23 protein-coding genes and 1 pseudogene are annotated in these 23,591 nt (G+C 66.5%); 18 read left to right on the top strand and 6 right to left on the bottom strand.

Annotated features, from left to right (window positions below):
- Positions 1–97: 97 nt before the first annotated feature.
- Positions 98–709, top strand: coding sequence for a TetR/AcrR family transcriptional regulator (locus tag DW171_RS02395; protein WP_158570997.1), 612 nt, complete (start codon positions 98–100; stop codon positions 707–709).
- A gap of 51 nt (positions 710–760) precedes the next feature.
- Here DW171_RS02395 and DW171_RS10285 read toward each other — a convergent pair.
- The 6 genes and pseudogenes from DW171_RS10285 to DW171_RS02365 all read right to left on the bottom strand — a co-directional run.
- Positions 761–937 (bottom strand): annotated as a pseudogene (locus tag DW171_RS10285) (IS3 family transposase); the annotation flags it as partial.
- A 29-nt stretch (positions 938–966) separates the two neighbouring features.
- Positions 967–2,283, bottom strand: a complete 1,317-nt coding sequence (locus tag DW171_RS02385) for an ABC transporter ATP-binding protein (protein WP_118270310.1) — start codon at positions 2,281–2,283, stop codon at positions 967–969.
- On the bottom strand, positions 2,284–3,306 hold the full coding sequence (locus tag DW171_RS02380) for an iron ABC transporter permease (protein ID WP_118205631.1): 1,023 nt from the start codon (positions 3,304–3,306) through the stop codon (positions 2,284–2,286).
- 22 nt (positions 3,307–3,328) lie between these two features.
- Positions 3,329–4,900, bottom strand: coding sequence for an ABC transporter substrate-binding protein (locus DW171_RS02375; protein ID WP_147356473.1), 1,572 nt, complete (start codon positions 4,898–4,900; stop codon positions 3,329–3,331).
- A gap of 4 nt (positions 4,901–4,904) precedes the next feature.
- The gene (locus tag DW171_RS02370; RefSeq protein WP_118205633.1) at positions 4,905–5,438 is read right to left on the bottom strand and encodes a hypothetical protein; all 534 of its coding nucleotides are present in this window, start codon (positions 5,436–5,438) and stop codon (positions 4,905–4,907) included.
- A gap of 145 nt (positions 5,439–5,583) precedes the next feature.
- The gene (locus DW171_RS02365) at positions 5,584–6,510 is read right to left on the bottom strand and encodes a sirohydrochlorin cobaltochelatase (protein WP_118205634.1); all 927 of its coding nucleotides are present in this window, start codon (positions 6,508–6,510) and stop codon (positions 5,584–5,586) included.
- 458 nt (positions 6,511–6,968) lie between these two features.
- Here DW171_RS02365 and cobM point away from each other — a divergent pair, with 458 nt between their 5' ends.
- From cobM to cobK, 17 genes are all read left to right on the top strand, one after another.
- Positions 6,969–7,760, top strand: coding sequence for a precorrin-4 C(11)-methyltransferase (gene cobM, locus DW171_RS02360; RefSeq protein WP_089571784.1), 792 nt, complete (start codon positions 6,969–6,971; stop codon positions 7,758–7,760).
- Between the two features lies 1 nt (position 7,761).
- The gene (cbiD, locus tag DW171_RS02355; RefSeq protein ID WP_233539074.1) at positions 7,762–8,946 is read left to right on the top strand and encodes a cobalt-precorrin-5B (C(1))-methyltransferase CbiD; all 1,185 of its coding nucleotides are present in this window, start codon (positions 7,762–7,764) and stop codon (positions 8,944–8,946) included.
- Positions 8,939–9,628, top strand: coding sequence for a precorrin-2 C(20)-methyltransferase (cobI, locus tag DW171_RS02350; RefSeq protein WP_118270309.1), 690 nt, complete (start codon positions 8,939–8,941; stop codon positions 9,626–9,628). Before cbiD ends, cobI begins: the two co-directional genes overlap by 8 nt.
- Positions 9,629–10,762 (top strand): cobalt-precorrin 5A hydrolase, encoded by a 1,134-nt coding sequence (locus tag DW171_RS02345; RefSeq protein ID WP_118270308.1) that lies wholly within the window; start codon positions 9,629–9,631, stop codon positions 10,760–10,762.
- Complete coding sequence (cobJ, locus tag DW171_RS02340) at positions 10,762–11,505, top strand: precorrin-3B C(17)-methyltransferase (RefSeq protein ID WP_118270307.1); 744 nt, start codon at positions 10,762–10,764, stop codon at positions 11,503–11,505. The genes DW171_RS02345 and cobJ overlap by 1 nt, the downstream gene beginning before the upstream one ends.
- Positions 11,493–12,965, top strand: coding sequence for a precorrin-6y C5,15-methyltransferase (decarboxylating) subunit CbiE (gene cbiE, locus DW171_RS02335; protein ID WP_118270306.1), 1,473 nt, complete (start codon positions 11,493–11,495; stop codon positions 12,963–12,965). Before cobJ ends, cbiE begins: the two co-directional genes overlap by 13 nt.
- A complete protein-coding gene (locus DW171_RS02330; RefSeq protein ID WP_233539073.1) occupies positions 12,962–14,344 on the top strand; it encodes a cobyrinate a,c-diamide synthase in 1,383 nt (460 codons plus the stop codon). The genes cbiE and DW171_RS02330 overlap by 4 nt, the downstream gene beginning before the upstream one ends.
- Complete coding sequence (locus DW171_RS02325) at positions 14,337–15,479, top strand: nicotinate-nucleotide--dimethylbenzimidazole phosphoribosyltransferase (RefSeq protein ID WP_118270305.1); 1,143 nt, start codon at positions 14,337–14,339, stop codon at positions 15,477–15,479. Before DW171_RS02330 ends, DW171_RS02325 begins: the two co-directional genes overlap by 8 nt.
- Complete coding sequence (locus DW171_RS02320; protein ID WP_117564099.1) at positions 15,476–16,024, top strand: bifunctional adenosylcobinamide kinase/adenosylcobinamide-phosphate guanylyltransferase; 549 nt, start codon at positions 15,476–15,478, stop codon at positions 16,022–16,024. The genes DW171_RS02325 and DW171_RS02320 overlap by 4 nt, the downstream gene beginning before the upstream one ends.
- Entirely contained in the window at positions 16,021–16,788 is a 768-nt protein-coding gene (locus DW171_RS02315; RefSeq protein WP_158564339.1) for an adenosylcobinamide-GDP ribazoletransferase, read from the top strand. The genes DW171_RS02320 and DW171_RS02315 overlap by 4 nt, the downstream gene beginning before the upstream one ends.
- 245 nt (positions 16,789–17,033) lie before the next feature.
- Complete coding sequence (locus DW171_RS02310) at positions 17,034–17,786, top strand: histidine phosphatase family protein (protein ID WP_233539072.1); 753 nt, start codon at positions 17,034–17,036, stop codon at positions 17,784–17,786.
- On the top strand, positions 17,786–18,760 hold the full coding sequence (gene cbiB, locus DW171_RS02305) for an adenosylcobinamide-phosphate synthase CbiB (RefSeq protein ID WP_118270303.1): 975 nt from the start codon (positions 17,786–17,788) through the stop codon (positions 18,758–18,760). The genes DW171_RS02310 and cbiB overlap by 1 nt, the downstream gene beginning before the upstream one ends.
- Positions 18,757–19,980, top strand: a complete 1,224-nt coding sequence (locus tag DW171_RS02300) for a histidinol-phosphate transaminase (RefSeq protein ID WP_158566033.1) — start codon at positions 18,757–18,759, stop codon at positions 19,978–19,980. Before cbiB ends, DW171_RS02300 begins: the two co-directional genes overlap by 4 nt.
- A complete protein-coding gene (locus DW171_RS02295; protein WP_233539071.1) occupies positions 19,973–21,472 on the top strand; it encodes a cobyric acid synthase in 1,500 nt (499 codons plus the stop codon). The genes DW171_RS02300 and DW171_RS02295 overlap by 8 nt, the downstream gene beginning before the upstream one ends.
- Positions 21,469–21,984, top strand: a complete 516-nt coding sequence (locus tag DW171_RS10215) for a cob(I)yrinic acid a,c-diamide adenosyltransferase (RefSeq protein ID WP_199586803.1) — start codon at positions 21,469–21,471, stop codon at positions 21,982–21,984. The genes DW171_RS02295 and DW171_RS10215 overlap by 4 nt, the downstream gene beginning before the upstream one ends.
- Complete coding sequence (locus DW171_RS10210; RefSeq protein WP_199586801.1) at positions 21,985–22,626, top strand: precorrin-8X methylmutase; 642 nt, start codon at positions 21,985–21,987, stop codon at positions 22,624–22,626.
- On the top strand, positions 22,623–23,396 hold the full coding sequence (gene cobK / locus DW171_RS02285; RefSeq protein WP_117639413.1) for a precorrin-6A reductase: 774 nt from the start codon (positions 22,623–22,625) through the stop codon (positions 23,394–23,396). The genes DW171_RS10210 and cobK overlap by 4 nt, the downstream gene beginning before the upstream one ends.
- The last annotated feature ends 195 nt before the right edge of the window (positions 23,397–23,591 follow it).

The raw sequence follows: 23,591 nt of genomic DNA, 5'->3' as shown, positions 1-23,591 counted from the left end.
TGTTGCCGGGCTTTTTTGTGCCGGATGGGGGATAATCCTCTTACGTAGATTAACTCTCATCTGTTGAAGAATGCTTGCATTCCGGAGGGACACGTCCATGGACACCAGCAAACCGCGCCTCGACCGCCGCATCGTTCGCAGCCGCAATGCCATCCTTTCTGCGTTTGAGCGCCTGCTGATGGATAAACCGCTTGCCGATATTACCGTGAGTGCCATCGCGCGTGAGGCAAATGTCGATCGTAAGACCTTCTACGTGCATTTTGGCACGGTCGACGGCCTGCTCGATGCCATCGCCGCCGATGTGGTGGAGATGATCGTCGACTCTGTCGAAAAGACGCTTTCCACTATGGGCAGTGACCCCAACGAGCGCGCCCTTGGAGCGGCGGCTACCTTCTTTAAGACCATCAACGAGGCACTTTGCAATAACCTCGTGCTCAATCGCCAGCTGATTGAAAATATCCCGCTCGACGATTTTATGACGCGCTTACGCGTGCCGCTCGAGCATGAGATTGCCGAGCGCGATCTGCTGCCCCAAGGTCTCAAGGACGAGATGTTCGACTACTATCTGGCGTTTTTGCTGTCGGGTATTATCGGAATCTATCGCACATGGGCGCTGTCTGACGGCTTGGTTCCTATCGAGCGCGTCTCGGAGGTCGCCAACGACCTGACTCTCAATGGCCTGTCGAGTCTGGAATCTCGCTTGGATTAGGCGCAGGCTCGAGTTCGTGAGGCGCTTGTCGGGGTGCAGCCCGATCGATCAGGCGACGAGCATCCCGCCGAAGCAGTCGATGACCGGGCTCAGGTAGACCTTCTCGCCGCCCGGGAGCCTGAACTCGGTGATGTCGGTGAGCCACAGCAGGTTGGGCTCGTCGGCGTGGAAATTCCTGTTTACGAGGTTCTCCGGCGCCTTGTAGACCTCGCCGGCGTAGGAGCTGTAGCCTGAGGATCCTTAAAAGAAAGTCCAGTTTATCCTTTCCACCCCAATTGGGAATCCTCCGATGCGCCTTCGCACGCTCGCATGACCTCGATACCGTGCGAGCGTGCGAACTCTACGAGCTCTGCGTTGCGGGCGTTTATGGTGCCGAAGGCGGCGGGACACACGATAAGGCGCGCGCAGTGGACGAGGAGCTCTTTGGCGCGGGCTATGGTTCTATCCCCGATCGGCTCGAAGGCGCGCTCGACCACGCATTCCGCCGCCAGGTCGCGCGCGAGCTCGCAGTCGATGTCCCCTTCGTGCAGAACGCCCGTATAGAACGCCTTGCCCTGCCGGATGAGCTGGCGAAACACAGCCGACCCCGTACCTGCGCCGGCGATGACGAACGTGTGCGCATCGCCGTGCGGGCGTCCAATTTCCACGCTGCCGAAGCGCTCGTTGAAGGTGCCATGTTGAAGGCCGTAGAGCTCGCCAATCGTCTCGCGCGTGAATATGTCCTCGGGTGCGCCGGCGCGGAAGACCCGGCCGTCCTTCACGCAAATCACCTTGTCGGCGCTTTTCTGCGCGAGCTCGAGTTCGTGGATGGACATGATGACAGCCACATTCCGCGATTTCGCAAGGTGGCGAAGTATTCGCAGCAGGTCGATCTGGTAGCGGATATCGAGATATGACGTGGGCTCGTCGAGCACGAGCACACGCGGATCCTGCGCGATGGCGCGTGCGAGCATGACGCGCTGGCGTTGCCCGTCGCTTATCTGCATGAAGTCGCGCTCGGCGAGCTCTTCCACATGTGCGGTTTTCATGGCCTCGTCGACCCGACTATGGTCGTCGGGCGAGAGTGTGCCCATTCGCCCGGTGTAGGGGTGCCTTCCCGCCTCTACGACATCGCGGCAGGTGAGGAGCTCGGTCCGGGGGCGATCTGTCAGCATAACGGCAAGGTTCCTTGCAAACTCCGCCGTCTTCCATCGGGAAATCTCCCGCCCGTCGAGCTCGACCGCGCCGGCAAGCGGTGCCAGATGGCGTGTGATGGTTTTCAAGATGGTCGACTTGCCCGAGCCGTTCGGCCCGATGAGCGCCACGACGTCGCCCGCGCGAACCTCCAGATCGACGCCTTCGACTACGACCTTCTTGTCGTAGCCCGCCGACAGGTCGCTTATGTGGAAAAGCGGCGCTCCGTCAGCCTGCGTTTCGACCGTAGTTTCGAGGTTCGGCTCCGCTCGGAGGAGGCGTTCCGCGCGCAGTTCCGCACGAGCCGAAAGTGCCTTCTGGCGCTTTCGTGCGAGCTCAGGACTGTCTAAGCATGGAATGTCCCCTCCGAGCGTTTTGGGCCGCGGCACGAATTCCCCCATCTACCTCACCCGCTTCTTCAACATGAGCGCGATGACCACCGGCGCGCCGAAGATGGCGGTGACGGCGCTGATGGAAAGCTCGACGGGAGAGAACAGCGTGCGCGCGATCAAATCGCAGCCCGCGCAAAAGATGGCGCCTCCCAAGAAGCACGCAGGAATCACGCGGATGGGCTTCGACGACTTCAGCGCCGACTTCACGAGATGCGGAACCGCGATGCCTACGAACGACACCGGACCAGCGAACGCGGTCACGCAGGCGGAGAGCATGCTCGCTAGAAGGACGAGCACCACGCGGAAGCGTTCGACGTTCACGCCGACGCTTTTCGCGTAGGCTTCACCCAGCTGGAAGGCGGAAAGGGGCTTCGATATCGCGAATACGCATGCGCTCATGATGATCACCACGACCGCGATGACCGCTACGTCGTCCCAGCTCGAACCCGAGAAGCTACCCAAAGACCAGTTGTGCAGGTTCACGATGGACTGGTCGTCGGCGAAGGCGATGAGGAAGTTCGTCGCCGCCGAGCAGATGTATCCCACCATGACGCCCGCCACGATGAGCATGGCCATGGAACTTATGCGCCGTGCAATGAGGAGCACGAAGCCGATGGTGATAAGCGAGCCCAGAAACGCTGCGGCCACCATGGCTGGCGAGGACATGGCCTGGTTTGCGCCCAGAAGTACGATCATCGTAAGCGCGACGACGAACTTTGCGCCCGAGGAGACGCCCAAGATGAACGGGTCGGCGATGGGGTTGTTGAAAAACGTCTGCAGCAGGAACCCGGAGAGCGAAAGTGCCCCGCCGAGAAGCACGGCTGAAAGCACGCGCGGCAGGCGAATCTCCCAGATTACCTGGCTTTCCATGGAATTTGCCGCGCCGCCCGAAAGGATGCCGGGGATGTGGTCTGCGGGCACGAGCACGCTCCCGATGCACAGGTTGGCCCCGACGAGCACGATGAGGGCAACAGCGAGCAGCGCCGTCACGACGCGATACCGCGCGGCGCGCCCCGATTCGTCGTATGCCATGGAAATCCGGCTTCTCATGGTGCTAGCCGAGCTTCCTCAGATAATGGAAGTCGCTCGCGTCATCGCCGGTGAACGCCCCGTGCAGCTCGTCGATAATGTCGGCGGTAGAAGTCATCTGCTGGTACATGTCGGCGCTTGTGACCCAGACGTTGCCGTTCTTCACGGCTTTGAACTGCGACAATAACGCGTTTTTGCCTACGAAGTCGTTCAAGGTGGCAACCGATTCGTCGATGGTGCCGTTGTAGACGATGATGTCGGCATCCTTCGCCGTCGCGTAGAAGCGCTCCATTTCGAGCGTTACTGACGAACCTGACGTCGACGCCGTCTGCGCGTCATCGAGCGCATAGCTGCCGCCTGCAAGCTCGATCATCTGCGCCACGTAGTCGCCCGCCCGCCGCGTGACGGCGGCCCCGTTCGAGTTAATGTAGAAATACGCCACGGTTTTACCTGACGACGCGAGCCCCGACGTTTGCTCGACGCGGGCCTTCTGCTCGTTGAACAGGTGCGTGGCCTCGTCTTCCTTGTCGAACAGGACGCCGAAAAGCTTAATCCACTCGACGCGTCCGAGTGCTTCGGGCTCGCTCGACGACTGTTCGGTGAGCACGACGAGCCCGAGCTTCTGCAGCTTTTCCTTCACATCGGGCGTGTGGTTGATCATGGTGTTCTCTATGGCGAGCGTGCAGCCCGAGGTCGATATTCGCTCGTAGTCGGGCGCGCTGTACTTGCCGCCGTAGGCGATCGCCCCACTTTCGAGTGCGCTTTTGAAGCCCGCGACCGAGCAATCGTCGGCCTTCGTGCCCGACATTAAGATATTGTCGTTCGCATCGAGCGCGTCGACCAGGCACATCGTTGCCGACGACACGAGGTACACCTTGTCGGCGGGGCGCCTTATGACCGCGATGTCGGAGCTCAACCCATCAGGTACCTTCGCATCTTGCGGCACCACGAGGAAGCGCTCCCCGTTCGAAATGCAGATAAGCCGCAGGCCGCCTTCGTACTCGTCGACAGTGAAGTGCTTGGCGTATTCAAGCTGAAGCGCCCCCGTCGGCTCCCAGCCGCAGCCCAAATCGGCGTTGTGGAAGTCGGCCGCGGCGCTTGAAGCCGTTCCCGCAGGGGAGCCGCCGCTTGCATCGTTGCCCGATTTCTCCTTCATGGTGGATGAGTCGAAGTGGAGCGTGTAGTCGATGGTGTGCGGCGTCGACATGGCGACGGTCTCGGCCGACACGGCGATGTCCTCGTCGAGTGTGACGGGTATCTCGAACGTGGAGTTGCCGCCGTCGTTTACGGGCGCGTAGTCCACGCCGTCGACGGTCATCTTGTCGTAGTTCGAACTCGACCAGGTGATGGTCGCGGTGTAGGTGTCGCCATCCTTCACAATTGTGGTTGGTGAGGCGATGCTTGCGCGCCCTGACCCGCCGGAAAGCGAGACGCTCACAGTGTATTCCTGAGAGCCCGCCGTGGCACCGGTCGCGTTTGGGCTCGCACTGCACCCCGCGAAGGGAAGCGCGAGCAGGGCGACGAGAACGCAGGCGATTACGCGCGCCGCGATGCTGTGGCGCTTCCTGTTTTCCCCCTTGGGAAGAATCGACCGCATGGCGTTACTTCAGTGCGTCGGCGCGCAGATCGACGCCGGCGGATTCGAATACGAGCGTGCGGTCGTACCACCGCTCCCTTTTAATGCTCCACGCGGCGCAGGCGGTGTCCTCGTCGAGCGCATCAACGGGCACGTCGTAGGTGTACTTGCCTTCCGCGTTTTCCACATAGGGGATGAAGTCGGCCTCGCTCGCGGCGGCAGCCTCGTCGCCCGTGCCCATGAAGAGCTTGCCGTAGCCCGTGCCGGAAAGTGTCATCACGCAGTGCATGGAGCCGTTTTCCACGATGAGCTGGGCGTCCACAATCCTGAACATGTTCGAGCTGGAATCTACGGTGATTGGATAGGTGCCGTCAGCCACCTTGTCGGCGGTAATGGGGGCAGCGCTTGCGCCCTCGGGCGCATCGGCCGCCTGTTCGGTCTTTTCCTGGGAATCGGCATCGCTTGCCTTTGCGCTGTCGATTGAATTTCCGCCGCAGCCGGCGAGCGAGAACGCGCAAAGCGCCGCCGACAGGGCGAAGACGAGGGTTTTCTTCAACAAGGAGGGGTTCCTTTCAATCGGTTCGACCGCCCGCGTCGTGCGGTGGGCAGGCGGGATGCGAATGAAACGGGCATGCGCCGTCAGTCGGGGAAAGGCGCATGCCCGTTGCACGGGGACACGACCGGCGCCCCCGTGCGCGGCGAGTTTACAGCTTGGCGATGGCGTCGTCCACGTGCGAGACGTAGATGTCGTCGACCGCGGCGTTCTGTCCCAGACCCTGGAGCAGGCACGTCACTTCGAAGCCGGCGGCAACGAACTTCGCAGCCCAGCTGTCGGGGTCGGTCTCGTCTGCCATGTCGTTGTTCGCGTGGTCGCCCGCGACCACCATGAACGGCGCGAGCACGGCCTTCTTGTAGCCTGCGGCGCTCGCGGCGGCGATAACATCCTCGCAGGTCGGTTCAGCCTCGACGGTGCCGACGAAGAACTGCGTCAAGCCCTCGTTCTTGAACACTTCCTGCATCTTGGCATAGTCGGCGTTGGAATCGGCTTCGGTGCCGTGGCCCATGAGGCACAGCGCCGTCTCGCCGTCGTCGAAGGACGCCATGTTCTCCTTAATGGCTGCGGCCACCTTCTTGTAGTCGTCGTCGGAGGTGAGCAGCGGGTCGCCGAGCGAGATCTTGTCGAACTTGTCGGCGTACTTGTCGAGCTCGTCTTTCACGTCGGAGTATTCCAGGCCAGCCATGAGATGCGTCGGCTGCACGACGATTTCCTTCACGCCGTCTTCCACGCAGCGGTCGAGCGCCTCGGTCATGTTGTCGATCGTAATGCCGTCGCGCTTCTTCAGCTTGTCGATAATGATCTGCGCGGTGAAGGCGCGGCGGATGTCATAGTCCTGCCAGTACTTCTCGCGGATAGCGTCTTCGATGGCGCCGATGGTGATGTGGCGCGAGTCGTTGTAGCTCGTGCCGAAGCTCGTGACGAGGATGACCGGCTTCGCGGCCTTCTCCTTTTCACTCGATTTCTCGGAACTCGCGGAGGTGTTGGAGCAGCCCGCGAGCGCGACTCCGGCGAGCGCGACGGCTCCGGTTGCTGCGGCGCCCATGAAGCCGCGGCGTGACATCTGGTCGGACATGGTTTTTCCTTTCCTCGGTTTGCCGGTCCCCCGGCGACAGTTGCTTGTCGGCACAAGCGAAAGAAAAGCGCACCCCTCGGGGTTCACAAGGAGCTAACGCCACGGCGATGCCGTGAGGAAAAGGCGAAGCAGTCTGGCTTGGGGCGCGAGGCGGTTCGCCCGCGCGTCCTATACAGTAATGTCCCTTGCCCAGGATTCCCACCTGGTTCCCTCCGCAAGCCAGCGCGGGCTGTGCGGGCGCCGCGCCGGTCATTTCCTTTTATCCGATTGTCATATGCTCGTTGCCGAAACTTTTACTATGATAGTGGGCACTTGTGAACGTGTCAAAGCCAGGGCGGGCCGCATTGCGCCTCCTGCCTGCGTATTTGCGCCGATTGCCGCCGCAGGCGCCGTGTTTTGCCCGCTGCGCGAATGGCGGCGTAAACGGTTGCGATGAGAAACGGGAAGGGAAGGCTCGGATGATTCATATCGTTGGCGCAGGCTCGGGCGCCGCCGACCTTATCACGCTGCGCGGGGCGCGCCTTCTGCGCGCGGCCGACGTGGTCGTTTGGGCGGGAAGCCTTGTGAACCCCGAGCTGCTCGCCGAGTGCAAGGAATCCTGCGTCGTCTACGACAGCGCGCACATGACCTTGGAGGAAGTGCTCGACGTGATGTGCGCGGCAGATGCGCGGGGCGAGGAAGTGGTGCGCCTGCACACGGGCGACCCGTGCCTGTACGGCGCCATCCAGGAGCAGATGGACGCACTCGACGCGCGCGGCGTGGACTACGAGGTGGTGCCCGGCGTGTCGAGCTTTTGCGGTGCCGCGGCGGCGCTTCGCCAGGAATATACGCTGCCGGGAATCAGCCAGTCGGTCGTGATCACGCGGCTTTCCGGGCGCACCCCCATGCCCGCGGGCGAGGGCATGCGCACCATGGCGGAAAGCGGCTCGACTATGGTCATCTTCCTGAGCTCGGGTATGCTCGCCGAGCTTTCCGCCGAGCTTTTGGCCGCGGGCCGCAGCTCCGACGAGCCGGCGGCGCTCGTGTACAAGGCGACCTGGCCTGAGGAGCGCGTGGTGCGATGTACGGTGGGCACGCTCGCCGATGCGGGCGCGCGAGAGGGCATCGACCGCACGGCGCTCGTGGTGGTGGGCCGCGTGCTCGGAGCTCGTGGCGGGCTTGCGCACAACGGCGCGCAGGCGGAGTCGTACGAGCGCAGCAAGCTTTACGACCCTTCGTTTGCCACGGGGTATCGGAAGGCGAGCAGCTAGCGTGGCCTTCGAGCACTACATATATACCGGGACGACCCGCCTGCGCTGCGGCTACACCACGGGGAGCTGCGCCGCTCTCGCGGCGAAGGCGGCCTGCGAGATGCTCTTGTCACGAAAGACCGTGGGCCGCGTGTCGATCGTCACCCCCGGCGGGCTGCCCGTCGAGACGGACGTGGTCGACGTATGCATCGGCGAGGGGTGCGCCCAGTGCGCCGTGCGAAAGGACGCAGGCGACGATGCCGATGTGACCGACGGCGTGCTCGTGTACGCGCTCGTGGAACATGCGGGGCCGGGCACGGGCGCTGCGGGCAGCAAGGGCGTGCCCGCGCGCGAATCGGAAGTTTCCGTCGATGGCGGCGTGGGCGTGGGGCGCGTGACGTTGCCCGGGCTCGAGCAGCCGGTGGGGGCGGCCGCCATCAACGCGACGCCGCGCGCGATGATCACTTCGGCGGTGCGCGAGGTGTGCACCGCGCACGGCTTTTCTGGAAATATTGCTGTGACGATTTCGGTACCCGAGGGTGTTGCCCTTGCCGAAAAGACCTTCAACCCGCACCTGGGGATAGAGGACGGCATCTCCATCCTGGGCACGACGGGCATCGTCGAGCCGCGCAGCCTCGCTGCCTTGCGCGACAGCATCGAGCTCGAGATCCGGCAGCATGCGGCTATGGGGCGGCGCGGAGTCGTGCTCACGCCCGGCAACTACGGCGGGCAGTTCATCTCGGGGCATTTCCACCTAAACGGTGCGCCGGTGGTCTTCATCTCCAACTTTGTGGGCGATGCGATTGATTGCTGCGTTCGCGAGGGATTTACCAATGTCCTTCTTGTGGGACACATCGGCAAGCTAGTGAAGGTCGCGGGCGGCATCATGGACACCCATTCGCGTACCGCCGACTGCCGCGCGGAGATTCTGGCCGCCCACGCGGCCTTGGCCGGCGCGGGCGCGAAGACCGTGCACGAGATCATGTCGTCGGTCACGACCACGACGGCGCTTGAGGTAATCGAGGCCGCTGGCGTGGGGGACGCTGTGCGCGCCTCGCTCGCTGCGGCAATCGAGGACAGGTTGCGCCGCCGCGCGGCGGGCGCATGCGACATCGCCGCGGTCGTGTTCGACGCCGGGCGCCGCGAGCTTTTCCGCACGTCGGGCGCCGATGCTGTTATCGGGGAATTGGGGGCGACGTATGAGTAAAGGCGTGCTGTACGGGGTGGGCACGGGGCCTGGCGACCCCGAGCTGCTCACGATCAAGGCCGTCCGCACAATCGAATCGTGTCCGGTCATCGCCGCACCGCAAACGGCGGACGGGGTCATGGTCGCGCTTGACATTGTGCGCGGCGCCGTCGACCTTACAGGCAAGACGGTGATCCCCGTGCGATTCTCGATGACGCGCGACGCCGAGCGCCGCGCGGCCGAGCATGCCTCGCTTGTTCACGAGCTTGTCGCGCACCTGGATGCGGCCCGCGACGTCGCGCTGCTGAACCTGGGGGACCCAAGCATCTACGCCACCTTCCAGCGCATAGCGCCCGACGTGCGCGCCCGCGGGTTCGAGGCGCGCGCCATTCCCGGCGTGCCGAGCTTCTGCGCGGTCGCCGCAGCGCTCGAGCGCGACCTCACGCCCGAGATGTCGTTGCCTCTGCACATCGTGCCCGGCGGCTACGACGACGTGCGCCGCGCAATCGGCTGGCCGGGGACGAAGGTGGTCATGAAGGCGCGCCGCTCGCTTGCGGACACGAAGCGCATCCTTCGCGAGGAGGGCGCCTTCGACGGTGCCGAGCTCGTAGAGGACTGTGGGCTTCCGGGCGAGCGCGTGTACCGCTCGCTCGACGATGTGCCCGATCGGGGCAGCTACTTCTCGACGATGGTGGTGCGCTAGATGAGGGTTTCCTGCATAGCGTTCACCGAGAGGGGGCATGCGTTGGCGGAGCGCACCGCACGCGCGCTTTCCGATTGTGCGCAGACAGGTGAAGATGACCCTGGCTGGGACGTTTCCGTTTCGCGCGGGTTCGGCGAGGGGAAGGCCGACCTGCGCGCATGGACGGCGCTCGCGTGGGAAGCGTCGGACGCGCTCCTGTTCGTGGGCGCGGCGGGCATCGCCGTGCGGGCGATCGCGCCGCATGTCGCCTCGAAGGCAAGCGATTCCGCGGTTGTGGCGATCGACGAGGCGGGGCGCTTTGCCGTCCCGCTTTTGTCGGGGCATTTGGGCGGTGCGAACGAGCTTGCGCAAACTGTGGCACGCGCGGCAGGGGCCATCCCCGTCATCACCACGGCGACCGACGTCCGCGGCGTGTGGGCGGTGGATACGTGGGCGCGCTGTGCGGGGCTCGCCGTTTCGAATCCCGAGGCCATCAAGCGAGTGTCGGCGCGGCTGCTTTCGGGCGGGCGCGTGGCGCTCTATTCCGACATGCCGATTTCGGGACAGCCGCCTGAGGGGGTTGACATTGCGTCCGACCGCGCTCGGGCCGATATCGTCGTGTCGCCGTTCGCTGGCGCGAATGCAGGTGCGTCCGTTCGCGCAGCGGAGACGACGGGCGATGTCGTGCCCGCCGGTGAGACGGGGAAGCCGGCGGGCGTGCGGGCGCAGGCGCCTGCGCCCGAGCCGCTTCGCCTTGTCGTGCCCTGCATCGTTGCGGGCATAGGGTGCCGTCGCGGTGCGTGCGCCGAAGCGATCGGGGAGGCGTTTCTTCTCGCGTGCGGGCAGGCGGGTATCTCGCCTTCGGCCGTGCGCGAGGCGGCGACGATCGACGTGAAGGCGCACGAGGAGGGTCTGCTCGCCTTCTGCCGCGCGCGCAAGATTCCGCTTGCGACGTATTCCGTAGAGGAGTTGTCGCAGGTCGAAGGCAGCGTTTCACCATCTGATTTCGTGCGCGCGACGGTGGGGGTCGACAACGTGTGCGAGCGCGCGGCGCTTGCGGACGGGGGCAAACTTATCTTCCCGAAGCTCGCTCACGGCGGCGTGACCGTCGCGTTTTCCAAGGTAACTATCGAACTTTCGTTTAAGGAGCTGTGATGGGAAAGCTCTTCGTGGTGGGGATCGGCCCGGGCGGCCCCGACGGCATGACGATTGCGGCTCGGCGCGCGCTCGAGGCGGCCGACATCGTTGTGGGGTACACGAAATACGTGGAGCTCGCGCTCGCCGCCGTGCCCGACGCGGCGCATCTCGCGACGCCGATGATGCACGAGGTCGAACGGTGCCGCCTGGCGCTTTCGCGCGCGCAGAGCGGAGAAGCCGTGGCGCTTGTGTGCAGCGGTGACGCGGGCGTGTACGGCATGGCGAGCCCCGTGCTGGAGCTTGCTGAGGACTTCCCCGATGTAGACGTGGAAGTTATCGCCGGGGCCACCGCGGCTCAGAGCGGGTCGGCGGTGCTCGGCGCCCCGCTTGCCCACGACTTCGCGGTCGTGTCGCTCTCCGATCTGCTCACGCCGTGGGAGGTCATCGAGCGCAGGCTCGCCGCCGTGGCGAGCGCCGACTTCTGCATCTGTTTGTACAACCCGCGCAGCAGAAAGCGCGCCGACAGGCTCTCGCGCGCGGCGAAGATTATGCTCGAATGGAAGGCCCCCGACACGCTCTGCGGCTGGGTACGCAACATCGGGCGCGAGGGGCAGCAGTCGGGCATGTGCAGGCTCTCCGAGCTGGGGGAGTTCGACGCCGACATGTTCACCACCGTGTTCGTCGGCAACGCGGACACGAAGCGCGTAGGCGGCCGTATGGTCACGCCGCGCGGGTATCGGGAGATTCCATGCGAAAGGTAACGATCATCGGGGCGGGGCCCGGAAACCCCGACTTGCTCTCGCGCGCGGCGCTCGACGCGATTGACATCGCCGACGTGGTCATCGGCGCTCATCGCGCGCTTGTCAGCATCGACGTGCCGCCCGACGTGGTGAGATGCGAGCTCGTGAAGACGGCGGACATCGTCGCCGCGCTCACCGATGCGGCGTCGTGGCAGCGCGCCGTGGTCGTGATGACGGGCGATGTGGGGCTGTTCAGCGGCGCGCGCCGCCTGGTGGAGGCGCTCTCCGGCGACGCGCAGGTGGACGTGCGCGTCATTCCCGGCATAAGCTCAGCGTCGTATCTCGCCGCGCGCCTCGCGCGTCCATGGCAGGATTGGCGCTTCGCGAGCGCTCACGGCGTGGCGTGCGACATCGTGGCCGAGGCCGAGCGCGCAGGTGAGCTCTTCCTCGCCACGTCGGGCGGGGAAGACCCCTCGCGGCTTTCGGGCGAGCTTGTGCAGGCTGGCTTCGGGGACGCGCGCGTGACGGTGGCCGAGCGCCTGTCGTACCCCGACGAGCGCATCACCTGCGCGACCGCAAGTGAAATCGCAGGTCAGACGTTCGACGACTTGAACGTGATGCTTATCGAGTTCGCAGGCTGCGCCGGTTCGCCTGCGGGCTCTAGCGCAGCCTCCGAGACGCCGGCCGGCGCGTCTGCGCCCGCGGCGGCTTCTTTCGCGGCGGACTCTGCGGGCGCATCCCGCGCCGCGAGCTCCCGCTGGCCGTACGCTTCCTCGGGCATTCCCGACGAGCTCTTCATCCGCGGCGACGTTCCCATGACCAAGCAGGAGGTGCGCGCCGTCGCGCTCGCGAAGCTGCGCCTTACCGCGACCGACACCGTGTGGGATGTCGGCGCCGGCACGGGGAGCGTTTCGATCGAGGCGGCGCTCGTCGCGCGAGCGGGGTCGGTATGGGCGGTCGAGCGCAACGCGACCGGCGTGCGGCTCATCCGAGAGAACGCGGATGCATTCGGGTGCGGCAACGTGCATGCGGTCCCCGGTGTCGCCCCCGAAGCGCTCGCGAAACTGCCCGTCCCCGACGCCGTGTTCGTCGGCGGGAGCGCGGGCGAGCTTCCCTCCATCGTGGAGGCGGCGCTCGAGAAGAACTCGCAGGTTCGCCTGTGCGTGCCATGCGTCACCGTTGAGACGCTCACCGAGGCGTTCGCGCTCCTCTCGGGTTCGCGCTTTAAGGGGTTCGAGGCGTGCCAGGTGTCGGCCGCCCGTGCCGAGGCTGTAGGCTCGCACCATCTTATGAAGGCGCAAAACCCCGTGTTCCTCGTCAGCGCGCGTGGTGCGGGCGCGGATGCCGAGGAGCTTGCCGAAGTCGGCGCGCTTGCTGAGTCGCCTGTCGGGGAGGACCTCTCTGTCGAGGGGAACCCATCCGTTGAGGTGGTCTCGCTTGCTAACTGCAGCGCCGCAGGTGGGGAAGGCGGCGCCCGGTGAGCACGTCCATCCCGCGCTTCATGGTCGCTGCGCCCTCGAGCGGGAGCGGCAAGACGGTCGTAACGTGCGCGCTCCTGCGCGCGCTCGCGCGCCGCGGCCTTGCATGCGCGGCCTTCAAATGCGGCCCCGACTACATTGACCCGCTCTTTCATCGCCGCGTCGTGGGTGCGCGCTCGGGCAATTTAGACGGCTTCTTCACCGACGCCCCGACGCTGCGCGCACTGCTCGCATGCGGCGCCGCGGGCGCGGATGTCGCGGTGCTCGAGGGGGTCATGGGCTTCTATGACGGCATGGCGCCCGGCGTGGCCGACGCGAGCAGCTATCAGGTTGCGCGCGACACGGAAACGCCGGTCGTTTTAGTGGTGAACGGGCGCGGGGCGTCTTTATCGCTCGCCGCCGTAATCCGCGGCATCGCCGAGTTCCTGCCTTGTGCGAACGTGCGCGGCGTCGTGCTGAACAAGACGAGCGCCGCTGCCTGCGCCTACGCGGCGCCTGCGATCGAGAAGCACACGGGCGTCGCGGTTTTGGGGAATATCCCCGCCGACGAGGCGTTCTCGCTCGAAAGCCGGCATCTGGGGCTTGTGACCGCCGACGAGGTCGAGCAGCTCTCCGCGCGCATCGACAAGATGGCCGAGCTGGTGGAAAAGAGCGTCGACGTCGACCGCTTGCTCGAAATAGCGGCGACGGCACCCGATATCCGCGAGGAACCTTACCGGTTGGAGCCGATCGCGGGAGCGCGGCCCATCGTCGCCGTCGCGCGTGACGAGGCGTTCTCGTTCTACTACGAGGAGAACCTGCGTGCGCTCGAGGATCTGGGTTGCGAGCTGGCCTTTTTCAGCCCCCTGTGTGATAGCGAGTTGCCCCGGGGGACAAGCGCCCTCTATCTGGGGGGCGGCTACCCGGAGCTCCATGCGCGGCAGCTCTCCGAGAACGCGCCGATGCGCGAGGCGGTGCGGCGCGCGGTGGAATCCGGCATGCCGACGGTCGCCGAATGCGGTGGGTTTCTTTACCTGCAGCGCGAAATCGCCGATAGCGAGGGGCGGCGCTGGCCTGTTGCGGGCGCCCTTGAGGGCGCAAGCGAGAACGGGGGAAGGCTGTCCCATTTCGGGTACGTGGAGCTTACTTCCCAACGCGACGGGCTCTACGGGCCGCGCGGCACACGCATCCGCGCGCACGAGTTCCACTACTGGCAGTCCACCTGCCCGGGCGGCGACTTTTGGGCGCAGAAGCCCCGGCGCGACAAGGGCTGGCCGTGCATGACGACCACCCCGTCCCTGGTGGCGGGCTTCCCGCATGTGTACTATCCTGCGAACCCCGACGTTGCGCGCGCGTTCGCGTCTGCCGCAGCGTCGTTCGCAGAGAGGAGGCGGCATGGCTGAAGCAACCGAAACCGCGCTTGCCTGCATCCGCGAGGAAGTCGAGCGCGCGTTCTCGTCGGCGCCGGGCGCCGTGCTCGAAGCCGCGCTCTCCCGGATCGAGCCCGCAGACGAGTGCGCCCGTGCCGCCGCGTACGCCGCGTGGGACTCCATCGCGCACCCCTTGGGGGGATTGGGCGACTTTGAAGACGCCGTCGCGTGTATCGCCGCAGCTCAGGGGAGCGCCGAGGTGGCCGAGTTTCCCCGTGCGCTCGCGGTATTCTTCTCCGACAACGGGGTCGTTGCCGAAGGCGTGTCGCAAAGCGGGCAAGATGTGACGCGAGCCGTCGCGCGCAACATGTGCGAGGGGGCCGCGAGCGCCTGCCGCATGGCGGCGTTCGCGGGTGCCGAGGTCGTGCCCGTCGACGTGGGTATGGCCCGGGGCATAGAAGACGCGCGCATGGTGCGCGCGAACGTGCGGCGGGGGAGCGGCAACATCGCTCTCGGCTCCGCTATGTCTCGCGATGGGGCCGTGCGCGCGATCGAGGTCGGAATCGCCGTCGCGTGCGGGCTTGCCCGCGCCGGCGTGCGCCTTCTCGCCGCGGGCGAGATGGGCATCGGCAACACGACCACCTCGGCGGCGGTGGCCGCAGTGCTCATCCGGGCGGACGCGCGGAGCCTTGTCGGGCGCGGCGCGGGGCTCTCGGACGCCTCGCTCGCGCGCAAGCGCGACGTGGTCGAGCGCGCTATCGACGCGAACTCGCCCGATCCCGCCGACCCGATCGACGTGCTCTCGAAGGTGGGCGGCTTCGACATCGCTGCGTTGTGCGGCTTCTACCTGGGGGCCGCGGTCTCGAAGGCGCCGGCGCTCCTCGACGGGGTCATATCCTGCACGGCGGCCCTGTGCGCGGCGCGCCTGTGCCCCAACGCCTTGGGCTACCTCGTGGGCACCCACGCATCAAGCGAACCCGCAAGCCGGGAGCTCCTTCGCGAGCTCGGCATAAAGGCGCCCCTCGACGCAGGCATGCACTTGGGCGAGGGCGCGGGCGCCATGGCGTATCTCCCCCTTCTGGATTCGGCGCTGCGCGTGTACCGGGATGGGAAGACGTTCACGGCGACTGGCATGGCTGCTTACGAGCATTTCGAGGCCGGGAAATGACGGTGACGCTCGTCATCGGCGCCGCCGCGAGCGGCAAGAGCGCCTACGCCGAGTCCCTGTGCCTCGGGCACGACGGCCCTCGCGTGTACCTGGCAACGATGGAGCCCTTCGGGGAAGATGGCGCCCGCCGCATCGCGCGCCATCGGGCGCTGCGCGAAGGCAAAGGGTTTTCCACCCTCGAGTGCTCGCGTGACGTGGGCGCCGCAGCGCCCGGGCTTCCGCGCGGCTGCACACTTCTTTTGGAGGACGTGGGCAACCTGGTTGCGAACGAGCTCTTCGCGGAAGGCGGCTTGTCCCCGCGTGACCCCGACGCTGCGGCGCGCGAGGTACTCGGAGGCATCGAACGGCTCGCTCAGGCCGCTGCGTATACGGTGGTGGTCACCGTCGACGTGTTCGCCGATGGGATGCGCTACGATGAAGGGACCGAGGCATGGAGGCGCGCGCTCGCGCGCGTGAACGCGGGCGTGGCGGCGCTGGCCGACCATGCAGTCGAAGTGGTATGCGGGATTCCCGTGTGGATGAAAGGCGAAGGACCTACAAGGTGAAGATAGCAGAGGCAATCGGCGCGGCGTTCGGAACGTTCTCGCGCATCCCCGTCCCGAAATCGGCCTGGACCGATTTCGGGTCAACCCATGCACTTGCCGCGTTTCCCCTGGTGGGCCTTGCGGAAGGCTTCCTCATGACGGCGTGGGGGCACGTGGCGAACCTGCTCGGCGTGCCCGCGACCATCGTCGCGGCCGTGCTCGCGGCGCTGCCTGTGGCGGTGACGGGAGGCATCCACCTAGACGGGCTCTGCGACACCTCCGATGCGCTTGCAAGTTGGGCCCCGCGCGAGCGAAAGCTCGAGATCATGCACGATCCGCGGGCGGGCGCCTTCGGGGTCATCGGTGTTGTTGTGTACCTTATTCTGCAGTTTTCCCTGTTCACCGCGCTGCCGCTTACGGCGGGGGCGTTCCTCGCGCTTCTGTGCTCGCTCGTGTTCTCCCGCGCGCTTTCGGGACTCGCCGTTGAATGCTGGCCTGCCGCGCGGGCGGACGGCATGGCCGCGGGGCTCTCGCCTGCGAAGAAGCGCGCGGCGATCGTCGTGCCGCTTTGCGCTTTCGCTGCGGCTTCGGCTGCAGGGATGGTCGCGTGCGCTCAGGCCGTCGGCGCCTTTATGGCGGTGGCGGGGCTTTTGGTGCTCGCGTGGTACCGCCATGTTGCCCTGTCCCGCTTCGGCGGGGTGACGGGGGATTTGGCCGGATGGTTTCTGCAATGGGCCGAGCTCGCGATGCTTGCCATGCTGGTGGTGGGGGGCATGCTCCTATGATGCTCGTGGTAGGTGGCGCGCATTCGGGGAAGAGGACCTTCGTGCGCGAAAAACTCGGGTTCGCGGCGGACGATTTCGTCGATACGGCGCAGCTTGCGGAGGGCGGCGTGCCCGCGGCTTTTGCCGGCCGCGTCGCATACCGTGCTGAGGAACTCGTACGCGCGCTCGACGCTGACCGGGCGCTCGAGCGGCTGATCGGCTTCGACGCAGTGATTCTGCCCTTGGTCGGCTCGGGGGTCGTCCCCATGAGTGCGGAAGACGCCCAATGGCGCGAGCGCGCGGGGCGCCTGGGATGCGCGCTCGCTGCGCGCGCCGACGTCGTCGTGCGCATGACGTGCGGGATTCCCCAGGTCATCAAAGGAAACCTTGCCGATGCACCTCGAGGGACGCAGGGCGCGGGTGCGCTTTTGGAAGTCGTCTTCGTGCGCCATGGTGCCACGGCGGGCACGGAAGACCATCGCTACAGCGGGGCGGGCACCGACGAGCCCCTGTCGAGTGCGGGCGAGCGCGCTTTGCGCGACCTCGCGTGCGATCGTGACGTGTTCCGTGTTATCACGAGCGGCATGGCCCGCACCGACCAGACGGCGCGCATCCTCTTCCCGAACGCGGAGCTTATGGCGTGCCCCGGTCTGCGCGAGATGGATTTCGGCGACTTCGAGGGGCGAAGCGCCGCCGAGCTTAAAGAGGATGCGCGCTATCGCGCCTGGGTAGACTCCTGGTGCGAGACGCGCTGCCCGCATGGCGAGGGCAAGAGCGATTTCACCCGCCGCGTCATCGCGGCGTTTCGGGAGGCGTGCGAATCGGAGCGCGCCCAGGGGAGTGGGCGCGCCGTCTTCGTCGTTCACGCGGGTACCGTGAAAGCGCTGCTCTCCGAGCTAGCTGTCCCGAAAATGGGATACTTCGACGTGCATACCGAGCCGGGCGGCGCATGGGCCGCCACTTGGGATGGGCGCTGCCTTCGCGACGTTCGCCCCGCTTCGGGGGGCGATGCCCGGTGATGACGATTCTTGCCGTCGCCGCCGGGTTCGCGGCCGACCTTGCCTTCGGCGACCCGCGCTGGCTTCCCCATCCCGTCGTCGCCATGGGGCGCGCGATCACGTGGGCCGAAGGCCGCCTGCGGCGCGCATTCCCGCAAACGTCCGCGGGCACGCGCGCCGCAGGGCTTGTGCTCGCCGTGGCGCTTCCGCTTGCGTGTGGGCTTTTGACCTGGGTAATCCTGCATCTTTGCGGCATGGTTTACTCCGGCTTGCGCTTCGTGGCCGAGGCATGGGCGAGCTATCAGATTCTCGCGGCATGCGAGCTGCGCCGCCAGAGCCTGGCCGTTGCCCGCGCGTTCTCGAAGGGCGGCCTTGTCGCGGCGCGCGAAGCCGTCGGGCTCATCGTGGGACGTGACACGTCTGTTCTCGACGAGCAGGGCGTCGCGCGCGCCGCCGTGGAAACGGTGGCGGAGAACGCGAGCGACGGTGTCATCGCGCCGCTTTTCTACCTTATGATCGGGGGTGCGCCCTTGGGCATGGCGTATAAGGCGGTGAACACGCTCGACAGCATGGTGGGCTACAAAAACGAGCGCTACATCGACTTCGGCTGCGCCTCGGCGCGCCTCGACGATGCGGTGAATTGGATCCCCTCGCGCTTATCGGCCCTGCTCATGATCGCCGTGTGCCCGATCGTCGGGCTCGACGCGCGCGGGGCGGCGCGCATCTGGCGCCGCGACAGGCGTCGCCATGCGAGCCCGAACGCGGCGCAGACCGAGTCAGCGTGCGCGGGCGCGCTCGGGCTGCGCCTGGCGGGACCCGCGGTGTATTTCGGCAAGCTCGTTGAGAAACCGACGATAGGAGACGCGTCCCGCGAAATCGAGTGGGGCGACATCGCCCGGGCGACAAGGCTCATGCTCGCTGCGTCCGTATGCGCGCTCGTCGTCTTCGGCGCCGCGCGCGCGGCGGTCGTGCTCGCCGTGGGGGCGATGGCATGAGGGAAGACCACGCCGCGCCCCGGGCTGCCGGGGGAATCCTGCGCGCCCGTACGCATGGGGGCAGCGCGCAATCGCTCGGCATCGCTTGCGAAGGGGGCGCCTCCGACCTCATTGACTTCTCGGTGAACGTGAATCCGGCAGGCCCCTCGCCGCGCGCCGTCGCCGCAGCTTGCAAGGCGCTTTCTCGAATCGACGCCTACCCCGATAGGGAAAGCCTCGCCCTCGTTCGCGCCCTAGCGCGCGCCCAGGGCATTCCCGAAGATACTATCGTCTGCGGCGCGGGCGCGTCCGACATCATCTGGCGGCTCGCCGCGGCGGTGCGCCCGAAACGCCTCGTCGTGTGCGCGCCGACGTTCTCTGAATATGCGGAGGCGGCATCGTACTACGGCGCATGCGTGCAGGAGTTCCCGCTCTCCGAAGCGGACGACTTCGACGTGCCTGCCTCCTTCGCCCGCGCGATCGAGGGGCCGAGAGACGTGGCGTACCTCTGCAATCCGAACAACCCGACGGGGCGCCTCGTCGACCCCCGTGTGATCGATGCCGCGGCTTGTCGCTGCGAGCAGGTGGGCGCGCTGCTCGTCGTGGACGAGTGCTTTCTCGGATTTGCGCCCGACGCCCGCGAAAGGAGCGTGGCCGCACGCGCCGCGTGTTCGCGCCATGTGGCCGTGCTCTCCGCGTTCACCAAGCTCTACGGAATGGCGGGGTTGCGGTTGGGATATCTGATCAGCGGAAACACCCAACTCATCGAGGGGATTCGCCGGGCGGGGCAGGCGTGGCCCGTCTCCTCGGTCGCCGAGGCCGCGGGCATCGCCGCCCTGGAGGACGTTGAATACGTCTCGCGCACGCGCGATGTATTGGCGGGCGAGCGAGCGTGGCTTTCCCACGAGCTCTCCTCGCTCGGGCTTTCCGTCGTGCCGTCGGATGCGAACTTCCTTTTAGTCCGCACGCCGGCGAAAGACATCCCCGAGCGCCTGTATAAACAGGGGGTTTTGGTCCGCACGTGCGACTCGTTTTCGGTACTGTCCCGTTTCTGGTGCCGCGTCGCGGTGCGCACGCGCAAGGAGAATGCCCGGCTTGCGATGGCGTTCGGCCGTGCGCTTCGGGCGGAAGGCGCATCGGGCGAAGGCGAACCCGACGAACGGGGCGGCGCTTCTTTCAGCGGCGCTATGGCGGGCGCGGATGGCCGAGGCTCGGCGAAGGAGGTCGATACCCGTGGGTAGGGCGAAGCCCATCATGATCCAGGGCACCATGTCGAACGCGGGGAAGAGCCTGCTTGCGGCTGGGCTGTGCCGCGTGCTTTCGCAGGACGGCCTGCGCGTGGCTCCCTTCAAGAGCCAGAACATGGCACTCAACAGCGGTGTCACGGCCGACGGGCTCGAGATGGGGCGCGCCCAGATCATGCAGGCCGAGGCGTGCGGCATCGCGCCCGACGTGCGCATGAACCCCATCCTGCTCAAGCCCGAAAGCGGCCACCGAAGCCAGCTCATCGTGGCCGGCAAGGCGCAGGGAGCCTTCGCTGCGAGGGACTACTTCGCGCGAAAGAAGGCGCTCATGCCGCAGATTTTGGAGGCGTTCGATTCGCTCGCGGAGGAAAACGACGTCATCGTCATCGAGGGCGCCGGCAGCCCCGCCGAAATCAACCTTGCCGAAAATGACATCGTCAACATGGGGCTCGCGCGCGCCGTGTCCTCCCCCGTGCTGCTTGCGGGCGACATCGACCCGGGCGGGGTATTTGCCCAGCTCTACGGCACGGTCGCGCTCCTTGCGCCCGAGGACCGCGCGCTTTTGCGGGGGCTTGTGGTGAACAAGTTCCGCGGCGATGTGGAAATCCTGCGCCCGGGTTTGGCCCCGCTCGAGAAGATGTGCGGGGTTCCCGTCGTGGGGGTCGTGCCGTATCTTACGCTTGACCTGGACGACGAGGACTCGCTCGCGCCGCGCCTATCTGCCCGCGAGGCGCGCGGCGTCATCGACGTCGCCGTCGTGCGCCTTCCGCATCTGTCGAACTTCACCGACTTCGACCCGCTTTCGCGCGTGCCCGGCATGGGCGTGCGCTACGTTTCCTCGACGACCGATCTGGGCCGACCCGACCTGGTGGTGCTTCCCGGCTCGAAGACCACGCTCGACGACGCGCGCTGGCTTGCGGCTAGCGGCATCGGAGCCTGTGTACGCGCGCTTTCGGGCGCGGGCACGCCGGTGCTCGGCATATGCGGAGGCTACCAGCTTTTGGGAGACGAGCTTTCCGACCCGCACGGCAGGGAAGGCGCTGGCACCGCGCGCGGGCTCGGGCTCATCCCTGCAAGTACGGTGTTCAAGGAGGAAAAGCGCCTCGCCCAGTCTGAGCTGCGCATCACGGGCGCCCAAGGCGCGTTCTCGGCGTGGAACGGCATGACGGCGCGCGGGTACGAGATTCACGACGGCGAAACGACCGTCTCCTGCGCTCCTGCGGGCACGATTGGCGGCAAACCAGAAGGCGCGGCCTGCGGAAACGTGTTCGGAACCTATCTCCACGGCCTGTTCGACGAACCGGGGGTGGCGCTCGCCCTCGCGCGCTCGCTCGCGCGCATGCGCGGCCTGCCCGAGAACGTCGTGGGTGCTGCGGGCGCGGCGTCCGCGGCCGATCACCGTGCGCGCGAGTTCGACCGCCTGGCCGACGTCGTGCGCGGGGCGCTCGACATGGAGTATGTCTACCGCATTATCGAGGAGGGCGTATGATCCACGTGTATCATGGCGACGGCAAAGGCAAGACCACGGCGGCGATGGGCCTCGTCCTTCGCATGCTCGCTGCAGGCCGCCGCGTCGTCGTCGTGCAGTTCCTGAAAGACGGCGAAAGCGGGGAGGTGCGCCTGCTCGCCGAGCATTTCGGCGTGCCCGTGTTCGCGGGGAAGGCGTCGGACAAGTTTACCTGGTCGATGACGTCGGAAGAACTTGCCGCGACGTGCGAGCTGCACGATGGGAACCTCGCTTCCGCGCTCGCCGAGCTCGAGGGCGCGCAAGAGGGGCTGCTCGTGCTCGACGAGGCGCTCGACGCGCTTTCGAAGGGGCTTGTCGACGAGGCGCTCGTGGACCGCGCGCTCGATATGTCCGCGCGCGGCGTCGAAGTAGCGCTCACCGGGCGCGCGCCTTCCCGCAAGATCGTGGAGAAGGCCGACTACATAACCGAGATGCGGTGCGAGAAACATCCCTACGAGCAGGGGATATGTGCAAGGGAAGGAGTGGAGTACTAGATGGATTCCAAGGAGATGGCGCCCGGCGACATCGAGCGGCGCAGCTTCGAGATCATCACCGAAGAGCTCGGCGGCCGCACGTTCCCGCCGCTCGAAGAGCCCGTCGTGAAGCGCGTCATCCACACCACTGCCGACTTCTCGTACGCCGATTCCCTCGTGTTCACCCATGACGCCGCACACTGTGCGCTCGACGCACTGCGCGCAGGGGCCACGGTGCTCACCGACACGAACATGGCGCTCGCAGGCATAAGCAAGCCCGCGCTCGCGAAGCTCGGCTGCAAGGCCGTGTGCTACATGGCCGACCCTGATGTCGCCGCGGCTGCGCGCGCCGCGGGCACGACTCGCGCCGTTGCGAGCATGGACAAAGCTAGCGGCATCGAGGGTCCGCTCATCGTGGCCGTCGGCAACGCTCCCACAGCACTTCTGCGCCTCGCCGAGCTCATGGACGCGGGGAAGATCGCGCCCGCGCTCGTCGTTGGGGTGCCGGTCGGGTTTGTGAACGTGGTCGAGGCGAAAGAGGAGTTACTCGCGCGACGCGTGCCGGCCATCGTCGCGAGGGGTCGCAAGGGCGGCTCGAACGTGGCGGCCGCCATTATGAACGCGCTGCTCTACCAGATCACGCGCCCAGGCGGCCCGAAGTGACGGCGCCCGCATCCGCGCCGGCGCTGCGCATCTTCGCCGGCACCACCGAGGGCCGCCTTCTGTGCGAATGGGCGAGCGGGGCGGGCATCCCCGCCCGTACCTATGCGGCAACCGAGTACGGAGGCGAGCTTTTGGGCGAGCTTCCAGGCATCGAGGTGCATGCGGGCAGGCTCGACGAGGCTGACATGGAGCGCGAGCTTTCCGGCGCGCGCATCGTTGTCGACGCCACGCACCCCTTCGCTACGCTCGCAAGCGGCAACATCCGGGCCGCTTCGCTCGCCGTGGGTGCACGATGCCTGCGCCTTGCGCGCCCGGTCGAGGCGCTGCCCAAAGGCGTCGTGTCGGTCGCGTCGATCGCCTGCGCGGCGCGCTTTCTCTCCGAGAACCCGGGTCGCGCTCTTCTCACGACGGGGAGCAAGGAGCTTGCTCCCTACACGCGCGTCGCCGATTTCGCGGAGCGCTTCTTCGTGCGCGTGCTCCCGCTGCCCAGTGCTATAACGAAGTGCATCGACGCGGGGTTTTCGCCGTCGCACGTCATCGGCATGCAGGGGCCCTTCACCCGCGAGCTCAACGAGGCGATGCTTCGGCAGGTGGGCGCCCAGTGGCTTGTGACCAAGGACTCGGGAACCGTAGGCGGCACGGCCGAGAAGCTCGCCTCCGCGCGCGACGTGGGAGCGCGCTGCATCGTGGTCACCCGTCCCGCCGAGGGAGGCGGGGCCCTTTCGCTTCGGGAAGTGGAAGACGCGCTCTTACGGGAGTTCGCGCGCTAGGCGCTTGCCGCACCTGCGCGCCCTCCCGCCCGCGTGGGGGGGGTTCCTGTAGTTCTGTCAAGAAGGATTCGCCCTTTCGATAGGCGTTTTTGGCAATGCTGACGCAGGCCCTGCCGGGCCCAGGCCGACTTCGGCGAGGCCGATCTCTACGTTTCCGGCGTCCGCACCCCCAAACGGTCCCTAATTCGCCGCAAC

The sequence above is a fragment of the Collinsella sp. AM15-2 genome (genome assembly GCF_003471985.1).
Taxonomy (GTDB): Bacteria; Actinomycetota; Coriobacteriia; order Coriobacteriales; family Coriobacteriaceae; genus Collinsella.
This window is presented reverse-complemented; position numbering and strand designations above follow the sequence as displayed.